This is a genomic window from Streptomyces sp. NPDC050674 (genome assembly GCF_040654575.1).
Taxonomy (GTDB): domain Bacteria; phylum Actinomycetota; class Actinomycetes; order Streptomycetales; family Streptomycetaceae; genus Streptomyces.
On record NZ_JBFAIG010000004.1, the window covers coordinates 188475 to 207250 of the forward strand.

General features: G+C 70.7%; 14 protein-coding genes and 5 tRNA genes. 9 read left to right on the plus strand and 10 right to left on the minus strand.

Translation table 11 applies throughout. The annotated features are described in order from the left end of the window. Positions 1-111: 111 nt before the first annotated feature. Positions 112-828, plus strand: a complete 717-nt coding sequence (gene ndgR, locus AB0I06_RS09540) for an IclR family transcriptional regulator NdgR (RefSeq protein ID WP_184988622.1) — start codon at positions 112-114, stop codon at positions 826-828. Positions 829-943: 115 nt separating this feature from the next. Here ndgR and AB0I06_RS09545 read toward each other — a convergent pair. From AB0I06_RS09545 to AB0I06_RS09590, 10 genes are all read right to left on the minus strand, one after another. Further along, positions 944-1016: transfer RNA gene (locus tag AB0I06_RS09545), tRNA-Glu, on the minus strand. 28 nt (positions 1017-1044) lie between these two features. Beyond that, positions 1045-1116 (minus strand) — tRNA-Gln (locus tag AB0I06_RS09550). 21 nt (positions 1117-1137) lie between these two features. Beyond that, a tRNA-Glu gene (locus tag AB0I06_RS09555) sits at positions 1138-1210 on the minus strand. A 41-nt stretch (positions 1211-1251) separates the two neighbouring features. Then, positions 1252-1324: transfer RNA gene (locus AB0I06_RS09560), tRNA-Glu, on the minus strand. Positions 1325-1345: 21 nt separating this feature from the next. Next, positions 1346-1417: transfer RNA gene (locus tag AB0I06_RS09565), tRNA-Gln, on the minus strand. A gap of 89 nt (positions 1418-1506) precedes the next feature. Beyond that, a complete protein-coding gene (locus AB0I06_RS09570; RefSeq protein WP_363118185.1) occupies positions 1507-2238 on the minus strand; it encodes an HAD family hydrolase in 732 nt (243 codons plus the stop codon). A gap of 29 nt (positions 2239-2267) precedes the next feature. Further along, entirely contained in the window at positions 2268-4478 is a 2211-nt protein-coding gene (locus tag AB0I06_RS09575; protein ID WP_363118186.1) for a FlgD immunoglobulin-like domain containing protein, read from the minus strand. 172 nt (positions 4479-4650) lie between these two features. Then, positions 4651-6132, minus strand: coding sequence for a glutamate--tRNA ligase (gene gltX / locus AB0I06_RS09580; RefSeq protein WP_363118187.1), 1482 nt, complete (start codon positions 6130-6132; stop codon positions 4651-4653). Further along, on the minus strand, positions 6125-6901 hold the full coding sequence (locus tag AB0I06_RS09585) for a fumarylacetoacetate hydrolase family protein (RefSeq protein ID WP_363118188.1): 777 nt from the start codon (positions 6899-6901) through the stop codon (positions 6125-6127). Before AB0I06_RS09585 ends, gltX begins: the two co-directional genes overlap by 8 nt. A gap of 173 nt (positions 6902-7074) precedes the next feature. After that, positions 7075-7266 (minus strand): hypothetical protein, encoded by a 192-nt coding sequence (locus AB0I06_RS09590; RefSeq protein ID WP_363118189.1) that lies wholly within the window; start codon positions 7264-7266, stop codon positions 7075-7077. 603 nt (positions 7267-7869) lie between these two features. Here AB0I06_RS09590 and AB0I06_RS09595 point away from each other — a divergent pair. From AB0I06_RS09595 to AB0I06_RS09630, 8 genes are all read left to right on the plus strand, one after another. Further along, positions 7870-11751 carry a nitrate- and nitrite sensing domain-containing protein gene (locus AB0I06_RS09595; RefSeq protein ID WP_363118190.1) on the plus strand — a complete coding sequence of 1294 codons (3882 nt, stop codon included), beginning with the start codon at positions 7870-7872 and terminating at the stop codon, positions 11749-11751. Between the two features lie 9 nt (positions 11752-11760). Next, positions 11761-12174: a roadblock/LC7 domain-containing protein gene (locus tag AB0I06_RS09600; RefSeq protein ID WP_030851929.1), complete on the plus strand. Its 414-nt coding sequence runs from the start codon at positions 11761-11763 to the stop codon at positions 12172-12174. 110 nt (positions 12175-12284) lie between these two features. Beyond that, positions 12285-12680: a DUF742 domain-containing protein gene (locus tag AB0I06_RS09605; RefSeq protein WP_030851927.1), complete on the plus strand. Its 396-nt coding sequence runs from the start codon at positions 12285-12287 to the stop codon at positions 12678-12680. Further along, the gene (locus AB0I06_RS09610) at positions 12661-13236 is read left to right on the plus strand and encodes an ATP/GTP-binding protein (protein WP_097220936.1); all 576 of its coding nucleotides are present in this window, start codon (positions 12661-12663) and stop codon (positions 13234-13236) included. The genes AB0I06_RS09605 and AB0I06_RS09610 overlap by 20 nt, the downstream gene beginning before the upstream one ends. A 375-nt stretch (positions 13237-13611) precedes the next feature. Beyond that, positions 13612-16941 (plus strand): nitrate- and nitrite sensing domain-containing protein, encoded by a 3330-nt coding sequence (locus AB0I06_RS09615; protein WP_363118191.1) that lies wholly within the window; start codon positions 13612-13614, stop codon positions 16939-16941. 10 nt (positions 16942-16951) lie between these two features. After that, a complete protein-coding gene (locus AB0I06_RS09620; RefSeq protein ID WP_033321188.1) occupies positions 16952-17365 on the plus strand; it encodes a roadblock/LC7 domain-containing protein in 414 nt (137 codons plus the stop codon). A gap of 94 nt (positions 17366-17459) precedes the next feature. Beyond that, a complete protein-coding gene (locus AB0I06_RS09625) occupies positions 17460-18044 on the plus strand; it encodes a DUF742 domain-containing protein (RefSeq protein WP_363118192.1) in 585 nt (194 codons plus the stop codon). Next, positions 18025-18606 (plus strand): ATP/GTP-binding protein, encoded by a 582-nt coding sequence (locus AB0I06_RS09630; protein WP_014675207.1) that lies wholly within the window; start codon positions 18025-18027, stop codon positions 18604-18606. Before AB0I06_RS09625 ends, AB0I06_RS09630 begins: the two co-directional genes overlap by 20 nt. The last annotated feature ends 170 nt before the right edge of the window (positions 18607-18776 follow it).

Genomic DNA, 18776 nt, shown 5'->3' on the forward strand with positions numbered 1-18776 from the left:
GCACCACCAGGCCCTTACGTCACGGGCCGTTGTGACTTCGTGATTCCAGGGTGGCGCGTTCCACGGAAAATTGAACTTGCGTTTCACAGAGTGAGACGGGAGTATCGTTTCATGGACAACAGTAGCGGCGTCGGCGTTCTGGACAAGGCGGCCCTCGTCCTGAGCGCTCTGGAGTCCGGTCCGGCCACCCTCGCGGGTCTGGTCGGTGCCACCGGACTGGCACGACCCACGGCCCACCGCCTGGCCGTGGCCCTGGAACACCACCGCATGGTGGCGCGCGACATGCAGGGCCGTTTCATTCTCGGCCCTCGCCTGGCCGAGCTCGCCGCGGCCGCGGGTGAGGACCGTCTCCTCGCCACCGCCGGCCCGGTGCTCACGCATCTTCGTGACATCACGGGCGAGAGCGCGCAGCTGTATCGCCGCCAGGGCGACATGCGCATCTGTGTCGCCGCTGCGGAGCGGCTGTCCGGACTGCGGGACACGGTCCCGGTCGGTTCGACGCTCACGATGAAGGCAGGTTCCTCGGCGCAGATCCTGCTGGCCTGGGAGGAGCCGGAGCGGCTGCACCGCGGCTTGCAGGGGGCGCGCTTCACGGCGACGGCGCTGTCGGGTGTACGGCGGCGGGGCTGGGCCCAGTCGATCGGCGAGCGGGAGCCGGGCGTCGCGTCCGTGTCCGCGCCGGTGCGGGGGCCGTCGAACCGGGTCGTGGCGGCGGTGTCGGTGTCCGGGCCGATCGAGCGGCTCACCCGGCACCCCGGCCGTATGCACGCGCAGGCTGTGATCGATGCGGCGGGGCGCCTCTCCGAGGCGTTGCGGCGCACCGGCTGAAGCGGCGGAGCGTTTCGGGAAGGCCGGCCTCAACGCCGCGGCAGGCCTTTCCCGACCCGAAGAAGGCAAGCACGCAAGAGGCCCCTCACCGAAGTGAGGGGCCTCTTGTGATGTGTACCCCCGACCGGATTCGAACCGGCGCTACCGCCTTGAGAGGGCGGCGTGCTAGGCCGCTACACAACGGGGGCCTGGACACTGCGTTTCCGCAGGTCCGAGCTGGTCTACCTGGACTCGAACCAAGACTAACTGAACCAGAATCAGTCGTGCTGCCAATTACACCATAGACCAATGTGGTTTAGACCAGTTCAGTACCCCCGACCGGATTCGAACCGGCGCTACCGCCTTGAGAGGGCGGCGTGCTAGGCCGCTACACAACGGGGGCCCTAGCAGTCCCGAGCATGATCGTCGATCGCTCGGAACCAGTACCCCCGACCGGATTCGAACCGGCGCTACTGCCTTGAGAGGGCAGCGTGCTAGGCCGCTACACAACGGGGGCGATGCAGATGAGCTCTGCGAGCTGGCCTACCTGGACTCGAACCAAGACTAACTGAACCAGAATCAGTCGTGCTGCCAATTACACCATAGGCCACTGGAACGCAACCCCCGGAGGGTTTGTGTTCTAGCTGTGCGCCTGGGTTTGTGGCCTTCCGGCCCGCTTCCCGCGGCGCAGGAAGAACATTACCCGAAGGTGGACGGGGCTCCAAAACGAGTATCCGAGGCGAGGAGGGACGGCAGTTCGGCCAGCGAGGCGATGCGGTGCGGCCCGACGGGCGGGTCGATCGTGGCGTACAGGCCGCCGCGGTCGATCCACACCGACAGCAGCCCGGCCTCGGCGGCGCCCCGCCCGTCGATCTCCGGGTGGTCGCCGACGTAGGCGACCTGGTGCGGCGGCAGGCCGAGGAAGGAACAGGCCGCGAGGAACGCCCCCGCCTCGGGCTTGGAGACGCCGAGCTCGGCCGCGCACAGGATGGTCTCGAAGCGGTCGTGGACGCCGAGGGTGCGCAGCTTGCGGTCCTGGACGTGGAGGCTGGAGTTGGAGAGCACGGCGTGCCGGTGGCTGGCGGAGAGCGCGTCGAGGACCGGCAGGACGTCCGGGAAGAGGGCCCAGACCGCCTCGTAGTGGGTGACGTACCGCTGGAACCACGCGTCGGCCTCGGCGTCGGTGAGGTCCCGGTCCAGGAACACCCGCACGCGGTCGCGCCGCTGGTCCTCGAAGGTGGCCTCGCCGGCCGAGAAGCGGGCCCACTGCAGGTGGGTGACCTCCCGCCAGCGGTCGAGGGCCTGCTCGACGCCGTCGAAGCGGTCGAGCAGGCCCTCGGCCGTGAGGTGGGCGCGCATGCCGAGGCGGTCGGCGGTGGTGTAGTCGAAGAGGGTGTCGTCGACGTCCCAGACCACGGCTTGGATGCTCATGCTCCGACCGTACCCACCGCGCTGTGCTCTCAGCCCAGGGTCATGCTGCCGGTGAGCGCGAGGTCCGGGCCCTGGCCGTCGCGGGGGTGAGCGGTGAGTTTCCAGGTGTGGCCGCCGCTCGTGGCGCCGCCGCTGTCGGTGGTGCCGTCCCATGCGGGGCGTACGGCGGCCCCCGTGGACCTGCCGGTCAGGGTGCGGACGACCTTGCCGGAGGCGTTGGTGAGGGTCAGGGTCCAGCTGGAGGGCTTGTTCAGCTGCCACACCGGCGTCCAGGGGAACGCCTTGCCGATCACGGAGGGCGAGTAGACCTGGGCCTCCGTCTGTGCCAGGGGCGAGGTGGGGACGCCGCTGGGGACGATCGACACCTCGCCGTAGGTGCCGTTGAGGTAGGCGATGGGGCCGCCGAAGCGGTCGACGGCCCAGCGGCCGTTGCTGCCGCCGGTGTTCTGGTCGGTGGCGGGCAGCTCGGCCAGGGTGCGGGTGGTGGCCGTGCCGGTGTGGAAGTCGGTGAGCAGCAGCTCGTGGGTGGCGCGGTTCTCGCGGATCAGGAAGCCGTCGGCGAGGCGGGCCGGGCCGAGGTCGGCCGGGACCGTGATCCTGCGGGCGGTGGCGCGGTCGTAGACACCCGCCGAGCTGCCGCACGACCAGTACAGCCAGGTGTTGACGGCCTGGAGGTCGGTGGCGACGCAGGGGGCGCCGGTGGCGACGGTGGTGGTCGTGCCGGTCTTGAGGTTGCGGCCGGTGACCTGGCCCTGGGTGCTGCCCGGGGTCCACAGGGTCTGCCCCCACACCGCGGCGGCGGTGCGGTCGCGGACGAGAGCCGTTTCGCCGGCGCCGGTGCGCGGGAAGTCGACGACCCGCTGCTTGCCGGAGCCTCCGTTGTAGAGCACGTACCGGCCGGAGCCGGTGCCGATGCGGCCGGCCGCGTCGCCGTCCGTCGGCTCGGTGAGGAGCGTGGTGGTGTCGAGGCCGGCGCTGACCACGGACTCCTCGCCGGCCGCGTCGGTCCACAGGTGCGCGACCCGGCCGTCGCCGAGGGCCTCCATCTGGGGGCAGGCGGCGTCGCCGGTGAGGCAGGTGGGCGGGCTCAGGGCGGGGCTGCGGCGGGTCTGGGGGCCGTCGGGCCGGCCGGCCGCGTCCAGCTGGAAGCCGCTGTACCGCAGCGAGGCGCCCGGCGTCGCGCCGAAGAGGAACAACTCGCCCCCGGCGACGGCCAGTCCCTGGACGCCGGTCGCGGCGGCGGGGACCTCGGCCACCTTGGCGGTGGTCAGGCCGCCGCTGCCGTCGGGGGTGATCCGGTGGATGTTCCAGTCGAGGCTGGAGGGGCCCGCCGTGGCCAGGGCCGAGCCGTCCAGGGCCGGGCCGATGCCGCCGAAGGACGAGGGGAGCACGGTGGTCGACGCGCCGGTGACGAGGGAGCGGGCGGTCAGCGCGGCCTCGGTGCCGCCCTGCACGAACTCCGGGTTGCCGATCAGGAGCTGGTCGCCGACGACGGCTTCGAGCTGGGCGGCGGTGCCGGTGAGGGCGGTGGGCTCGGTGCCGGGTTCGGAGTCCACCCGGATCGCCTTCCAGTCGGCGACGAGCCAGCGGTCGTTGAAGGCGAGCTGCGGGGTCGCGGTGTCGCCGGTGACGTACGTGCGGAAGGCGCCGCCGGAGAGGTCGACCAGGCCCACGGACGTCTTGCCGGACAGCGTGTAGACGATCGCGAGGCGGCCGGCCGAGCCGCCGGTGCGGTAGGCGACGGGCCGGGCGCCCGCGGGGAAGCCGGTGACCGGGGTGTCCACGGTGAGGGTGCCGTCGACGGTGCGCAGCACGTGCAGGGCACCGGTGCCGTCCATGGTCAGCACGCTCCAGCCCACGGCGGCCCGGTAGGCGTGGCCGGTGGGGATCGTCACGGTGGCGGTGACGCCCGTGGAGCGGTGCTTCTGGCGGACGGTCCGCCCGTCGAGGGTGTTCACGACGTCGGTGCCGCTGGCCAGGTCGTCCGGGCCGGCGTGGGCGGGCGGCACGACGCCGGGGTAGTCCACCGTGATGACCGAGGAGGTTCCCGGGCGGTACTGGAAGCCGGACGCCCCGGCCCACGGGTAGTCGACGGTCACCCGCTTCTCGGTGACGAGCCGTACCGTGCCGGCCGGCGCGTCGGCCCGGGGCGCCGCCTGCGCGGGTGCGGTCAGCACGGTGCAGGACAGGGCCACCACCCCGCCGACGGCCGCGTGGACGAGTCTTCGTGAACGGGTCATGCTCTCTCCCCCTGTACCAGGGCGCACACGCGCACCGTGCGCACAGAGGGCATCCAACGTCCCTGTCCGAGACGGGAGTCGGCCGGAAGGATGAACTCCGCGTGACGGCTGGGCGGACACGGCGAGGGCGGCGCCCGAACCGGACGCCGCCCTCGCGGTGTGGTGCCGTGCGTTACGCGGTGAGCTTCGCCAGCGCCGCGTCGATCCGGGCGAGGGTGGTCTCCTTGCCCAGGATCTCCAGGGACTCGAACAGCGGCAGGCCGACCGTGCGGCCCGTGACGGCGACGCGGACGGGGGCCTGGGCCTTGCCGAGCTTGAGGCCGTGGGCCTCACCCGCGGCCAGGACGGCCTCCTTGAGCGACTCGGCGGAGGTCCAGTCGGCGGCCTCCAGCTTCTCGCGGGCCGTGCGCAGCAGGGCGTCCGAGCCCTCCTTCATGGCCTTGTTCCAGGAGGCCTCGTCCTCGGCCGGCTCCGGCAGGAACAGGAAGTCGACGTTGTCGGTGATCTCCGACAGGACCTTCAGCCGGGTCTGCGCGTGCGGGGCGATGGCCTGCCACTTCGCCTCGTCGAAGGCCTCGGGGGCCCACGGGGCGAACGGCGCCCGGAGCCACGGGCGGCAGCGCTCGGTGAAGTCCTTCACATCCAGCATCCGGATGTGGTCGCCGTTGATGGCCTCGCACTTCTTGAGGTCGAAGCGCGCGGGGTTCGGGTTCACGTCGGAGATCTCGAACGCGGCGATCATCTCCTCGGTGGAGAAGATGTCCTGGTCGGCGGAGAGGGACCAGCCGAGGAGGGAGAGGTAGTTGAGCAGGCCCTCGGGGAGGAAGCCGCGCTCCCGGTACAGGTTGAGCGAGGACTGCGGGTCGCGCTTGGAGAGCTTCTTGTTGCCCTCGCCCATCACGTACGGCAGGTGGCCGAAGGACGGGATCTCCTTGGCGACGCCCAGCTCGATCAGCGCCTTGTACAGGGCGATCTGGCGGGGGGTGGAGGAGAGCAGGTCCTCGCCGCGCAGGACGTGGGTGATCTCCATCAGGGCGTCGTCGACCGGGTTGACCAGCGTGTACAGCGGGGCGCCGTTGGCGCGGACGATGCCGTAGTCCGGGACGTTCTCCGGGGTGAAGGTCAGCTCGCCGCGGACCAGGTCGGTGAAGGTGATCGTCTCGTCGGGCATGCGGAAGCGGACGATCGGCTCGCGGCCCTGGGCCTGGTACTCCTCGACCTGCGCGGCGGTCAGCTCACGGCAGTGGCCGTCGTAGCCGGAGGGCTTGCCGGCGGCGCGGGCGGCCTCGCGGCGGGTGTCCAGCTCCTCCTGGGAGCAGTAGCAGCGGTAGGCGTGGCCGGCGTCGAGGAGCTTGGCCGCGACGTCCTTGTAGAGGTCCATGCGCTGCGACTGGCGGTACGGCGCGTGCGGGCCGCCGACCTCGGGGCCCTCGTCCCAGTCGAAGCCCAGCCAGCGCATCGAGTCGAGCAGCTGGGTGTAGGACTCCTCGGAGTCGCGGGCCGCGTCGGTGTCCTCGATGCGGAAGACCAGGGTGCCCTGGTGGTGCTTGGCGAACGCCCAGTTGAACAGGGCGGTGCGCACCAGACCCACGTGGGGGTTACCGGTGGGCGAGGGACAGAAACGGACGCGTACGGAGCCGGGTGCGCTAGCCACGCTTGACAACCTTGTTGGTGAGAGTGCCGATGCCTTCGATGGTGACGGCGACCTCGTCGCCGACGTTCAGGGGGCCGACCCCAGCCGGGGTGCCCGTGAGGATCACGTCGCCGGGGAGCAGCGTCATGGCCTCGGAGATGTTGACGATCAGGTCCTCGATGGAGTGGATCATCTCGCTGGTGCGGCCGAGCTGGCGCTGCTGGCCGTTGACCGTGAGCTGGATGGTCAGGTCGCTCGCGTCCAGGTCCGTCTCCACCCAGGGGCCGAGCGGGCAGGAGCTGTCGAAGCCCTTGGCCCGGGCCCACTGCTTCTCGCGCCTCTGCACGTCGCGGGCGGTGATGTCGTTGGCGCAGGTGTAGCCGAAGATCACGTCCTTGACGCGCTCGCGCGGGACCTCGCGGCACATCCGGCCGATGACCACGGCCAGCTCGGCCTCGTGGTGCACCTCGGAGGAGAAGGAGGGGTACTGGATCGCGTCGCCGGGGCCGATCACCGAGGTGGACGGCTTGAAGAAGGCGAAGGGCGCCTCGGGCACCTCGTGGCCCAGCTCGCGCGCGTGCTCCGCGTAGTTGCGGCCGAAGGCCACGACCTTGTTGGGGAGCACCGGCGGCAGCAGCCTGACCTTGCTCACCGGCACCTTCGTGCCGGAGAGCTCGAAGTCCGCGAACGGGATGCCCTTGATGATGTCGAGGACGAGCTCGTCCTGCCTGTCGCCCTCGATGGCACCGAAGGCGACGTTCCCGTCGATGGAGAATCTGGCGATGCGCACGGGTTGCTTGGCCCCTTGACTGACGCGGCTGAAGTCTGACGGTCCAGGCTAACGCGGGGAGGTCCCCGCGCCCCGCGCATGGTGAAGGGGCGCCCCCTCGCGGGGGACGCCCCTGGAGAATCCGTGGCCCGCCGCCCTGAGCACGAGGCGGCCGGCGCGCGTACTACCTGGTGTCACTCCGCGGCCGCGGCGGCCGCGACGGGGATCTCCATGAGGACGGTGCGCTTGGGGTTTGCGGTCTGGGCCGGCAGGTCGACGGGGTGCTCCGGCTGCTCCGGCGTCTGCAGTTCGTCGGCGCCTTGCAGGTGCGCCAGCGTCGTGCGTCGCGGGTTGGCGATCTTGTGGAACATCGTCGTCGTCTTCACTGTTTACTTGACCCTGTCCTGTGCCGGGCGCCGGGCGGGGCATGAAGCCCCGTACGGACGCGGGTTGTCGGTTGTGCCATCGCTGTAAAGCGTCAGGCTAAACATCCGATTCCCCGGCCCCGCCGCCCGGAGGCCATGATCGGCATGTGAGTTTTCTCACGAATCACAGGGCGAATCGGTCATTCCGGACTCACGCCCCACCCCAACGAAACGGACATTGGCCCACTGAAGCCATCATTCCGCTCCTGATCATGGCGACTGGGACACCCGGCCGGACTCGGCGACTCGCGGGCATACGTCCGAAATGGACGAACTCCCTTTCTACGTCTGGTGATACGGCACTCACGTGGTGTCACCTAGGTCACGGCTCGGCCTACGGGCCTTGTTGGAGATCCTGTGCTGTGCTGGAATCTCACGGAACCGCCGCAGGATCGAGCCGGCGCACAGGGGGCGCACAGACGCGCCGAGCGGCGGTGAGAAGGGGGAGCCAGCGCCGGTCACCCAAGACCACCACGGGGGCGTTTTTCAGGGCGTCCCCAGAACGCCGACACCGTGTCCCGCCGTTCAGGCGACGGGGCGCCTGGTCCAGAGGTTGCGACGCTAGTGCAGGGACGTTTCAAGAGGGATGGCAACGCTGCGGCGGAGCCGGAGCCGCACGGCGGGACTGGCCCCATGAATGGCGGCCCCTCGCCCCAGCACGCCCAGAACCAGGGCCCTGCCGGTGACGGCGGTGAGCGCTCGGGACCGACCTCCTCCGGGTCCGCGGCCCCGGCCAAGGGTCTGAAGCCGCCGGCGGGCCCGGTCGGCCCGGGCTCGCGAATAGCCCTGCGGAACTGGCGTATCTCCACCCGCCTGGTTTCGCTGCTCGCACTCCCCGTGGTCGCCGCCACGTCGCTGGGCGCACTGCGCATCAACGACTCCATGGAGAACATCCAGCAGCTCGACAACATGAAGCTGCTGACGGATCTGACCAAGCAGGCCACCGAGCTGTCGGCCGCGCTCCAGGAGGAGCGCGACCAGTCGGCCGGTCCGCTCGCGCACGGCGGCAAGGCGACCGACTTCACCGTCAAGGGACTTCGCGAGAAGACCGACCGGGCGATGAAGAACTTCCTCGACAGCTCCGAGGAGATCGACAGCACCAGCAAGGACGGCAACCTCAGGGGCGTCCGCGAGTACCTCGTCCAGCTGGCCGGCGAGCTGGGCGACCTGGAGCAGATCCGCAAGGGCGCCTACGCCTCCGAGGACAACTCCACGCAGACGATCGAGGCGTACCACCGTCTGATCGAGAACCTGATCGACCTCTCCCAGGACATGGCCGAGGCGACCAGCAACCCGGACATGATCCAGCGCACCCGTGCGCTCGCGGCGTTCTCCTCCGCCAAGGAGTACTCCTCGATCCAGCGCGCGGCCCTGGCGGCGGCACTGCCCGCGAGCAACACCACCACCGGCAGGCTCTCGCCCAACGACCGGCTGTACGCCGAGTCGGCCCTGGAGAGCCAGAACTCCGAGATCCGCAGCTTCAAGAGCATCTACGGCGAGGACGCCGCCGCCGAGCTGCTGAAGCCGATCGAGGACGGCGGCAACTCCACGATCAAGGCGACCGACACCTACGCGGGTCGCGCCCTGATCTCCGCGAGCGGTCTGGCCCAGCAGGACAAGCGGTCCTACCGCGACTGGCTGGACGACAGCTCCACCAAGATCCAGCAGATGAAGAACATCGAGCACACCCTGCTCGAGGAGATGGAACAGAAGGCCCGCGAGCTGCGCAGCGCCACCGAGCGCGACGCGATCATCTCCGGTGCCCTGATCCTGATCGTGCTCGGTGTGTCGCTGGTCGGCGCCTTCGTCGTGGCCCGCTCCATGATCCGCTCGCTGCGCCGCCTGGAGGACACGGCCACCAAGGTCGCCTCCGACCGTCTGCCCGAGCTGGTCAAGCAGCTGTCCGAGTCCGACCCGCAGGACGTCGACACGTCCGTGGAGTCGGTCGGCGTGCACTCTCGGGACGAGATCGGCCGCGTGGCCGCGGCCTTCGACGACGTGCACCGCGAGGCGGTCCGCCTCGCCGCCGAACAGGCCCTGCTGCGGGGCAACGTCAACGCGATGTTCACCAACCTCTCGCGCCGCTCCCAGGGTCTGATCCAGCGCCAGCTGTCGCTGATCTCCGAACTGGAGTCCCGCGAGGCCGACCCGGACCAGCTGTCCTCGCTGTTCAAGCTCGACCACCTCGCCACCCGCATGCGTCGTAACGGTGAGAACCTCCTCGTCCTCGCCGGTGAGGAGCCCGGCCGCCGGTGGACCCGCCCGGTCCCGCTGGTCGACGTACTCCGTGCCGCCGCCTCCGAGGTGGAGCAGTACGAGCGCATCGAGCTGGCCTCCGTGCCGACCACCGAAGTGGCCGGCCGCGTGGTCAACGACCTCGTGCACCTGCTCGCCGAGCTGCTGGAGAACGCGACCTCGTTCTCCTCGCCGCAGACCAAGGTCAAGGTCACCGGTCACGCCCTGCCCGACGGCCGGGTGCTGATCGAGATCCACGACACCGGTATCGGTCTGTCGCCGGAGGACCTGGCGGCGATCAACGAGCGGCTCGCCTCTCCCCCGACGGTGGACGTCTCCGTCTCCCGCCGCATGGGTCTGTTCGTGGTCGGCCGCCTCTCGCAGCGCCACGGCATCCGCATCCAGCTGCGCCCGTCCGACTCCGGTGGCACGACCGCGCTGGTCATGCTGCCCGTGGACGTCGCCCAGGGCGGCAGGAAGCCCCAGCCCAAGCAGCCCGGTCAGCCGCAGGTCGGTGGCGGCCCCGCCGCCGCGCAGGCCGCCGCCGGCGCAGCCGCGGCCCGGCGTGCGGCCGGTGCCGGCCAGGGCGCCGGTGCCCTCGGGGCCGGTGCGTCGGGTAACGCCTTCGGTGGCGGTGCGCCCGGCGGTGGCCGGCTCGCTCCGGGCCAGGGCCCGCGGGCCGCGCTGCCCGGACGGGACGCGGACGGTGGCCGTCCCGGAGCACCGGGCGGAGCGCGTGGACCGCAGGGTCCCGGCGCCTCGGCCTTCGACCAGGGTGGTTCCGCACCGGGCCGTCAGGCTCCGGCCGGTGCCGGGTTCGGCCAGCCGGCGCCCGGCGCCCCGCAGGGTCTGCAGGCCGCGGGCACCAACGGCCCGCAGGGTCAGGACGGATTCGGCGGCGGCGGTGGTGGCCGGGGCCGCAAGAAGCAGGGCAACAAGTCCGAGCAGGGCAAGGGCCGTCGGCCGCAGCTGCCGCCGCGCGGCGGAGCGCGCGCGGAGCTGCCCGGCGGCGACCCGCAGCAGCGCGTGCCGAGCTGGAGCGACGAGAACGCCCAGCCGCCGGTGCCGCGTGCCTCGCTGGACGCCCCGCGCGGTCACGAGGAAGCTGACGCCTCCCGTACGTCGCCCATGCCGCGCGTCGACGACCGTCAGGGCCCGGGCTCGACGACGGAGATGCCGGCCGTGCCGCGTGACGGCGACCGGCAGGGCTTCGGCTCGCCGTCCGACTTCGGCGCTCCCCAGCACGCGGACCCGTTCGGCCTCGGCGCGAACGCACCGCAGGGCCAGAACCAGTTCGTCCGCCCGGACGTCTTCGGCACCAACGGCGGCCGCCCCGACCCGTCCTCGACGTCGGGCCAGTACCCGGCGCCGCAGTCCTACGACAACGGCTCCACGGGCCAGTACCCCGCGCCGCGCCAGGACAACGGCTCCACGGGCCAGTACCCGGCACCGCGCCAGGACAGCTCAACCGGTCAGTACCCGGCGCCGCAGTCCTACGACAACGGCTCCACGGGTCAGTACCCGGCGCCGCGCCAGGACAACGGCACGACCGGTCAGTACCCCGCGCCGCGCCAGGACAGCGGCTCCGGCCGGCCCACCCTCCCGGGTCCGGCCACGCCGGCGGACCCGTCGGGCACGGGCCAGTTCGAGCGGCCTCAGGTCAACGGCGCCCGGGGCGGTGCCGACTTCGGCGCCCCGCGTCCGCCCGCCCCGCAGGTCCGGCCCGTCCGGCAGGAGCCCGAGGCCCTGCCGCCGGCGACCGGCCCGGGCGACGGTCGTACGCCGCTGTACGACACGCTGGAGACCAACTGGTTCCACGGTCAGCAGGAGCAGCAGCAGAACAACGGCTCCGCGCCGGCCGCCCCCCAGCAACCGCAGCAACCGCAGGGACCCACCGGTCCGCAGCGGTCCGCGTCCGCCGGCTGGCGCGCCTCGCCGAACGACGACCTCGTCCGACAGGCCGAGCGCGTCCGCCAGCCCGCCGCGGGTGGTATCACCACCTCCGGCCTGCCGCGCCGGGTACCCCGGGCGAACCTCGTCCCGGGCACGGCGCAGCAGCAAACCCACCAGAGTGGTCCGCAGGTCTCGCGCGCGCCCGATGACGTGCGCGGCCGGCTGACCAATCTCCGTCGGGGAATCGCACAGGGTCGTCAGGCCGGGTCCACCCAGACCGGCAGCCACCCACGGCCCACTCACCAGCAGGAGCGTTAGTTGAGTCCGATGAGCCAGGCGGCACAGAATCTCAACTGGTTGATCACCAACTTCGTGGACAACACCCCCGGGGTGTCCCACACCGTCGTCGTGTCCGCCGACGGTCTCCTCCTGGCGATGTCGGAGGGCTTCCCGCGCGACCGCGCGGACCAGCTCGCGGCCGTCGCCTCGGGCCTGACGTCCCTGACGGCGGGCGCCTCCCGGATCTTCGAGGGCGGGGAGGTGGCTCAGACGGTCGTGGAGATGGAGCGGGGATTCCTGTTCCTCATGTCCGTCTCGGACGGCTCCTCGCTGGCGGTTCTCGCCCACCCCGAGTGCGACATCGGCCTCGTCGGCTACGAGATGGCGCTCCTGGTCGACCGCGCGGGCGCGGTCCTCACCCCCGACCTGCGAGCTGAGCTCCAAGGCAGTCTGCTCCACTGATCGGCCCCGGCACCACCCGTCTCACCACATCACCGTCCGGCCGCCACAGACCCCACACAGGCCCCGTCAGACGGCTTGCTGACCGACTTGCTGTCCCGCCCGGAGGACCCATGACCCCGCCCACCGCCTCTCATGATCCGTACGCGGAGCCGTACGAGGACGAGGGCGACCAGCCACTGGTACGGCCGTACGCCATGACCGGTGGCCGGACACGGCCGCGCTACCAGCTGGCCATCGAGGCACTGATCAGCACGACCGCGGACCCCGCCGCGCTCATGGGGCTGCTCCCGGAGCACCAGCGGATCTGCCACCTCTGCCGTGAGGTGAAGTCGGTGGCCGAGGTCTCGGCACTGCTCAACATGCCGCTGGGAGTGGCCCGCATCCTCGTCGCGGACCTCGCCGAGGCCGGTCTCGTCGCGATCCACCAGCCGGGCGGCGACGACGCCACCGGCGCGCCGGACGTGACACTGCTCGAAAGGGTGCTCAGTGGACTTCGCAAGCTCTGACGCGGGGCGGTCCACCACCTCCGCGAAGATCGTGGTGGCTGGCGGCTTCGGCGTGGGCAAGACCACGTTCGTGGGTGCCGTCTCGGAGATCAACCCGCTGCGCACCGAGGCCGTCATGACGTCCGCCAGCGCGGGCATCGACGACCTGACCCACACCGGGGACAAGACCACCACCACGGTGGCCATGGACTTCGGCCGCATCACCCTGGACCAGGACCTGATCCTGTACCTGTTCGGAACGCCGGGCCAGGACCGCTTCTGGTTCATGTGGGACGACCTGGTGCGCGGCGCCATCGGCGCGGTGGTGCTCGTGGACACCCGGCGCCTGGCCGACTGCTTCCCGGCTGTCGACTACTTCGAGAACAGCGGTCTGCCGTTCGTCGTGGCGCTCAACGGCTTCGACGGACAGCAGCCCTACCAGCCCGAAGAGGTGCGCGAGGCGCTCCAGATCGGTCCGGACACCCCGATCATCACCACCGACGCCCGGCACCGGTCGGACGCGAAGAGTGCCCTGATCACGCTGGTCGAGCACGCTCTGATGGCACGGCTGAGGTAGCACCCAATTCAGATACGCCATACGGCAGTTGTCGTAGATACACCGGAGCCGACTGTGTCCTTTGACACGGTCGGCCAAGGTGTTCATAACGTTTCGGCAGAGGAATGTGGTGGTACGGCCACGCGTCGCGCACATCCGGTCTCGCTGCGCTCACAATCGCCCCGCCTTTTGGCGGGGCTCGCTCTTTATGACCGTTTTATCTGGGGCTTACATCACGTCGAATCCCCTCCCCCGACTGTTTGGAAGAGCGCAGGTCGTCGTGCTGGAATGCCTGAACTGCCCAATAGTCAATGACGTACTCGTCCATCGAGTCGTGTTGGGCTCTGAACACTGCGGCACAACGTTGGTGCCGACCGCCGAGAGGTTGTTGGTCGAGTGAGGCGAAGCAAGAGCAGTCCCGAGCCGTCGGCCCGGGGCAACTTCACCCCGCCGCCGCGCACAGCGGCGCCCGCCCCCGTGCCCGGTTCGGAACCGACGGCCGCACCCGCCGAGAGCGGCGGCCGTCTCTCCCCGCGCAACTGGCGTGTGGCGACCCGGCTCAACGCGATCCTGCTCATACCCGTGGTGGTCGGCCTCGTCATGGGCGGCTTCCAGGTGAAGAGCTCGATCGACACCTGGCAGGAGGCCGAGGACGCGCAGAACACCGCGCGCCTGGTCCGTGCCTCGCTCCTCTACGCCAACGCCCTCTACAACGAACGTGACGCCTCGGCGGCGCCCCTGCTGAAGGGCAGTGCCCAGACCGCCCAGGACAAGGCGACCGTCACCGAGGTCCGCAAGGCCACCGACGAGGCGGCCGACGCCTTCGACGCCGCCGCCCAGAACATGCCGGCGAAGCCCGGCCTCGAGCGGCGGCTGGACCTGTTCCGCAAGGCGGAGCCCAAGCTCGCCACCCTGCGCCAGGTCGCGTACACCTCCAAGCTCAAGGGCGTGCAGACCGAGGAAGGCTATGTCGAGGTCGCGCACCCCCTGACGGAGTTCGCCAACGAGCTCGGCCTGGGCACCGGCAACATCACCAGCTACGGCCGGACCGTGTACGCCATCGAGCTCACCAAGGCGGCCCTGTCGCTGCAGCGCTCCATCGGCATGCACATCCTGGTCAAGCCCGGCCCGGACGCCGGCAACCTGGCCAGCCAGCGCATCGCCCTGTCGTCGTACGCCTACCTCGAGCGCATCGCCGTGCAGGAGTACATCGGCGGCGGCACCGAGCAGGACGCCGCCAAGCTCGACACGGCCGAGGCCAAAATCAAGGCCGACGCCGCGGCGATGGCCCGGGAGGCCAAGGCCAAGAACCCGGACTACGTCCCGCCGCCGTCCAACCCCACGTCGATGATCTCCGCCGTCGCGACGCTCCAGAGCACCGACCCGAGCGCCCGCGCCGCCCTCGCCGAGAAGGGCATCACCGCCGAGAACTGGTGGGCGGTCAACACGCTCAAGTTCAACGCGTACGAGAAGATCGAGACCGACATGGCCGACAAGGCCGTGAGCGAGGCCTCGGACATCGCCGACGCCGCCCAGCGCGACGCCTACATCACCGGTGCCGCCGTCGTGGTCGCGCTGCTGCTGGCCTTCATCCTGGCCGGTGCGGTCGCCCGCCAGATGAGCCGCTCGATGCGCCAGCTGCGCAACGCCGCCTTCGGCATCGCCGAGCAGCGCCTGCCGATGCTGGTCGACCAGCTCTCCCGCACCGACCCGGGCCGCGTCGACACCCGTGTGCAGGCCATCCCGATCACCACCACGGACGAGATCGGCGAGGTCGCCCGCGCCTTCGACCAGGTCCACCGCGAGGCCGTCCGGCTCGCCGCCGAGCAGGCCCTGCTGCGGGGCAACATCAACGCGATCTTCACCAACCTGTCGCGCCGCAACCAGTCGCTGATCGAGGGCCAGCTGACCCTGATCACCGACCTGGAGAACAACGAGGCCGACCCGGACCAGCTGGAGAACCTCTTCCGCCTGGACCACCTCGCGACCCGTATGCGCCGCAACGGCGAGAACCTCCTGGTCCTCGCGGGCGAGGAGCCCGGCCGCCGCTGGGACCAGCCGGTCCCGCTGGTCGACGTGCTGCGCGCCGCCTCCTCCGAGGTGGAGCAGTACGAGCGCATCGAGCTGTCCGGTGTCCCGGAGGCCGAGATCCACGGCCGCGCCGTGACCGACCTCGTGCACCTGCTCGCCGAGCTGCTGGAGAACGCCACGACGTTCTCCTCCCCGCAGACCAAGGTCCGTGTCACCGCGACCCGTCTCCCCGACGGCCGCGTGATGATCGAGATCCACGACAAGGGCATCGGCCTCACCGCCGAGGACTTCGCGGACATCAACCACAAGCTGGCCAACCCGCCGACCGTGGACGCCGCGATCTCGCAGCGCATGGGCCTGTTCGTGGTCGGCCGGCTGTCGGACCGGCACGGCATCCGCGTCCAGCTGCGCCCCTCGGGCGAGCAGGCCGGCACGACCTCGCTGGTCATGCTGCCGGACGCGATCACCCACGGTGGTGGCGGCGAGCAGCACGTGGACCGTGACGAGTTCACCGTCTCGCAGATCATCCCGGAGCAGAACTTCGGCGGCGAGAACTACGGCCAGCCCATGCGCACGGCCGCGGAGCTCGGCTTCGACGACAGCCGCTACTCCGAAGTCCCCGACGACATACGGGAGCTGGACCCGGTCGGCCGCTCCCTGATGCGTGAGGAGCGCCGGGCGGCCCTGGAGGCCCAGTCGCACGAGCAGCCCGCGCTGCCCGGGCAGAGCGGCGGGCAGGCCCAGGATGCGACCGGGTACCAGGACGAGTACGCCAACGGGCAGCAGGGCTACGACGCCGGGCAGGCCTACGACACCGGCCAGAACGGCTACCCGGAGCAGCAGCCGTCCGCGTACGACCGCCAGGCGCCCTACGAGGAGCAGCAGGCGTCGTACGAGGGCCAGCAGGCGTCGTACGAGGGGCAGCACACGGCGTACGAGGAGCCGCAGCGGTCTGCGTACGACGAGCAGTACTACGCGCCGGGCGGCGGCCTGCCGCAGAACGACGCCTTCTCGCCCAACGGCGGCTACCCGGAACCCTCCTATGCGGAGCCGGCTCAGGAGGAGCCCTCGGCGCCCGCCTCGGGCGGACCGGGCGGATTCGCCGCCTTCGAGCAGCGTCGTCACCAGGACGACTGGCCCCAGCAGGACGGTTACCGCAACGGCTACCCGAGCCAGTACCCTTCTCAGGTCCAGGAAACGGAATCTGCGCAGGCCGCTGACGCGAGTGAGCAGGACCGCGTAGGCTTCGACCGTCCGGGATCGAGCCCCTCCGCCGCTCGCACCATGACCGACGCCGGGCTTCCCCGCCGTGGATCCACCGCGAGCGGTACGAACGGCACGGGTGGTGGCGCGCGGCACGCGAGCCAGGAGCCGCCGGCCTCCGCTCCGGAGAACAACGGCGACGACTGGCGGTCGGCGAACGACGAGCGGTGGCAGCAGGCCTCGCAGCTCCGGAAGCCCAAGGCGGGCGGGGTCACCTCCTCCGGCCTGCCGAGGCGGGTGCCCAAGGCCAACCTGATCGAGGGCGCCGCCGAAAGCACCCACCAGGGAGGCCCACAGGTCTCCCGCGCCCCGGAGGACGTCCGGGGCAGGCTGAGCAACCTGCGTCGGGGCGTCCAGCGCGGACGCAGCGCAGGCAGTGAAACGAACGGCCAGGGCTTCGGTCCTGACAGCACCTACAACCAGGAGCGTTAGTGTGAGCCCGATGAGCCAGGCGGCACAGAACCTGAACTGGTTGATCACCAACTTCGTGGACAACACCCCGGGGGTGTCCCACACGGTGGTGGTCTCCGCCGACGGACTCCTTCTGGCGATGTCCGAAGGCTTCCCCCGCGACCGCGCCGACCAGCTCGCGGCCGTCGCCTCCGGTCTGACGTCTCTGACGGCAGGCGCCTCCCGGATCTTCGAGGGTGGCAGCGTGAATCAGACGGTTGTGGAAATGGAGCGGGGATTCCTGTTCATCATGTCCATCTCAGACGGATCGTCGCTCGCGGTTCTCGCACATCCGGAGGCGGACATCGGCCTCGTCGGGTATGAGATGGCACTGCTGGTCGACCGAGCCGGTACGGTCCTGACACCGGACCTTCGTGCGGAGCTCCAGGGGAGCCTGCTCAACTAACAGACGGACGGTGCGTTTTGGCGTCCCGGGGCCGTAAGGTCTTGGGACGCGGCTCCACAGCGATGGGGGCCAGGCACAGTCGGAGGAGGAGAAAGTGGCAACACCCCCAGGCGGTTCGTCTTCGGGCAACTGGTCGTACGGCCCTGGCCAGGGTCAGGGCGACGGTGGTCAGAACCCGAACCGTTACAACTTCCCCTCCGCGCCCAGCCACCGGCAGCCGTACGCGCCGCAGGGCCCCGGCCCCTCGCCGTACGACCAGCCGCCGGCACCGCGCATCCAGCCCGTGCAGCCGCAGCGCCGCAGCCCCGAGCCGACGCCCGGCGGGGCGTCGAACAATCACAATCCGTTGGTGCGCCCGTACGCCATGACCGGCGGCCGGACACGCCCGCGCTACCAGCTCGCCATCGAGGCGCTGGTGCACACCACTGCGCAGCCGCACCAGATGCAGGGCCAGTTGCCCGAGCATCAGCGGATCTGCAACCTCTGCCGGGACATCAAGTCGGTCGCCGAGATCTCGGCGCTCCTCACGATTCCTCTCGGCGTGGCCAGGATCCTCGTCGCCGACTTGGCGGAGGCGGGACTGGTCGCCATCCATCAGCCCGGCGGCGACGAAAACGCCGGCGGCCAGCCAGACGTGACACTGCTCGAAAGGGTGCTCAGTGGACTTCGCAAGCTCTAGCGGAGGGCCTTCCCGCTCCACCACGTCCGCGAAGATCGTGGTGGCTGGCGGCTTCGGCGTGGGCAAGACCACGTTCGTGGGTGCCGTCTCGGAGATCAACCCGCTGCGCACCGAGGCCGTCATGACGTCCGCCAGCGCGGGCATCGACGACCTGACCCACACCGGGGACAAGACCACCACCACGGTGGCCATGGACTTCGGCCGCATCACCCTGGACCAGGACCTGATCCTGTACCTGTTCGGTACACCGGGCCAGGACCGCTTCTGGTTCATGTGGGACGACCTGGTGCGCGGCGCCATCGGCGCGATCGTGCTGGTCGACACGAGGAGGCTCGCCGACTGCTTCCCCGCCGTCGACTACTTCGAGAACAGCGGCCTGCCGTTCGTCATCGCGCTAAACGGCTTCGACGGCCAGCAGCCGTACACGCCCGATGAGGTGCGCGAGGCGCTCCAGATCGGCCCGGACACTCCCATCATCACGACGGACGCCCGGCACCGGGCCGACGCGAAGTCGGCGCTGATCACGCTGGTGGAGCACGCGCTGATGGCTCGGCTTCGTTAGTTCGCTCGCTTGCGGGACAGCCCCTGGCGGCCTCTGGGCTGCCGGGGGCTGTCGTTTTGCCGGGCGCGGGTCTGTGGTGGCTTGTCGCGCAGTTCCCCGCGCCCCTGGCGGCGCGCCCCCAGGCAGCGCTGAAAGGGGCCCCTCCGTGTGGAGGGGCCCCTTTCAGCGAA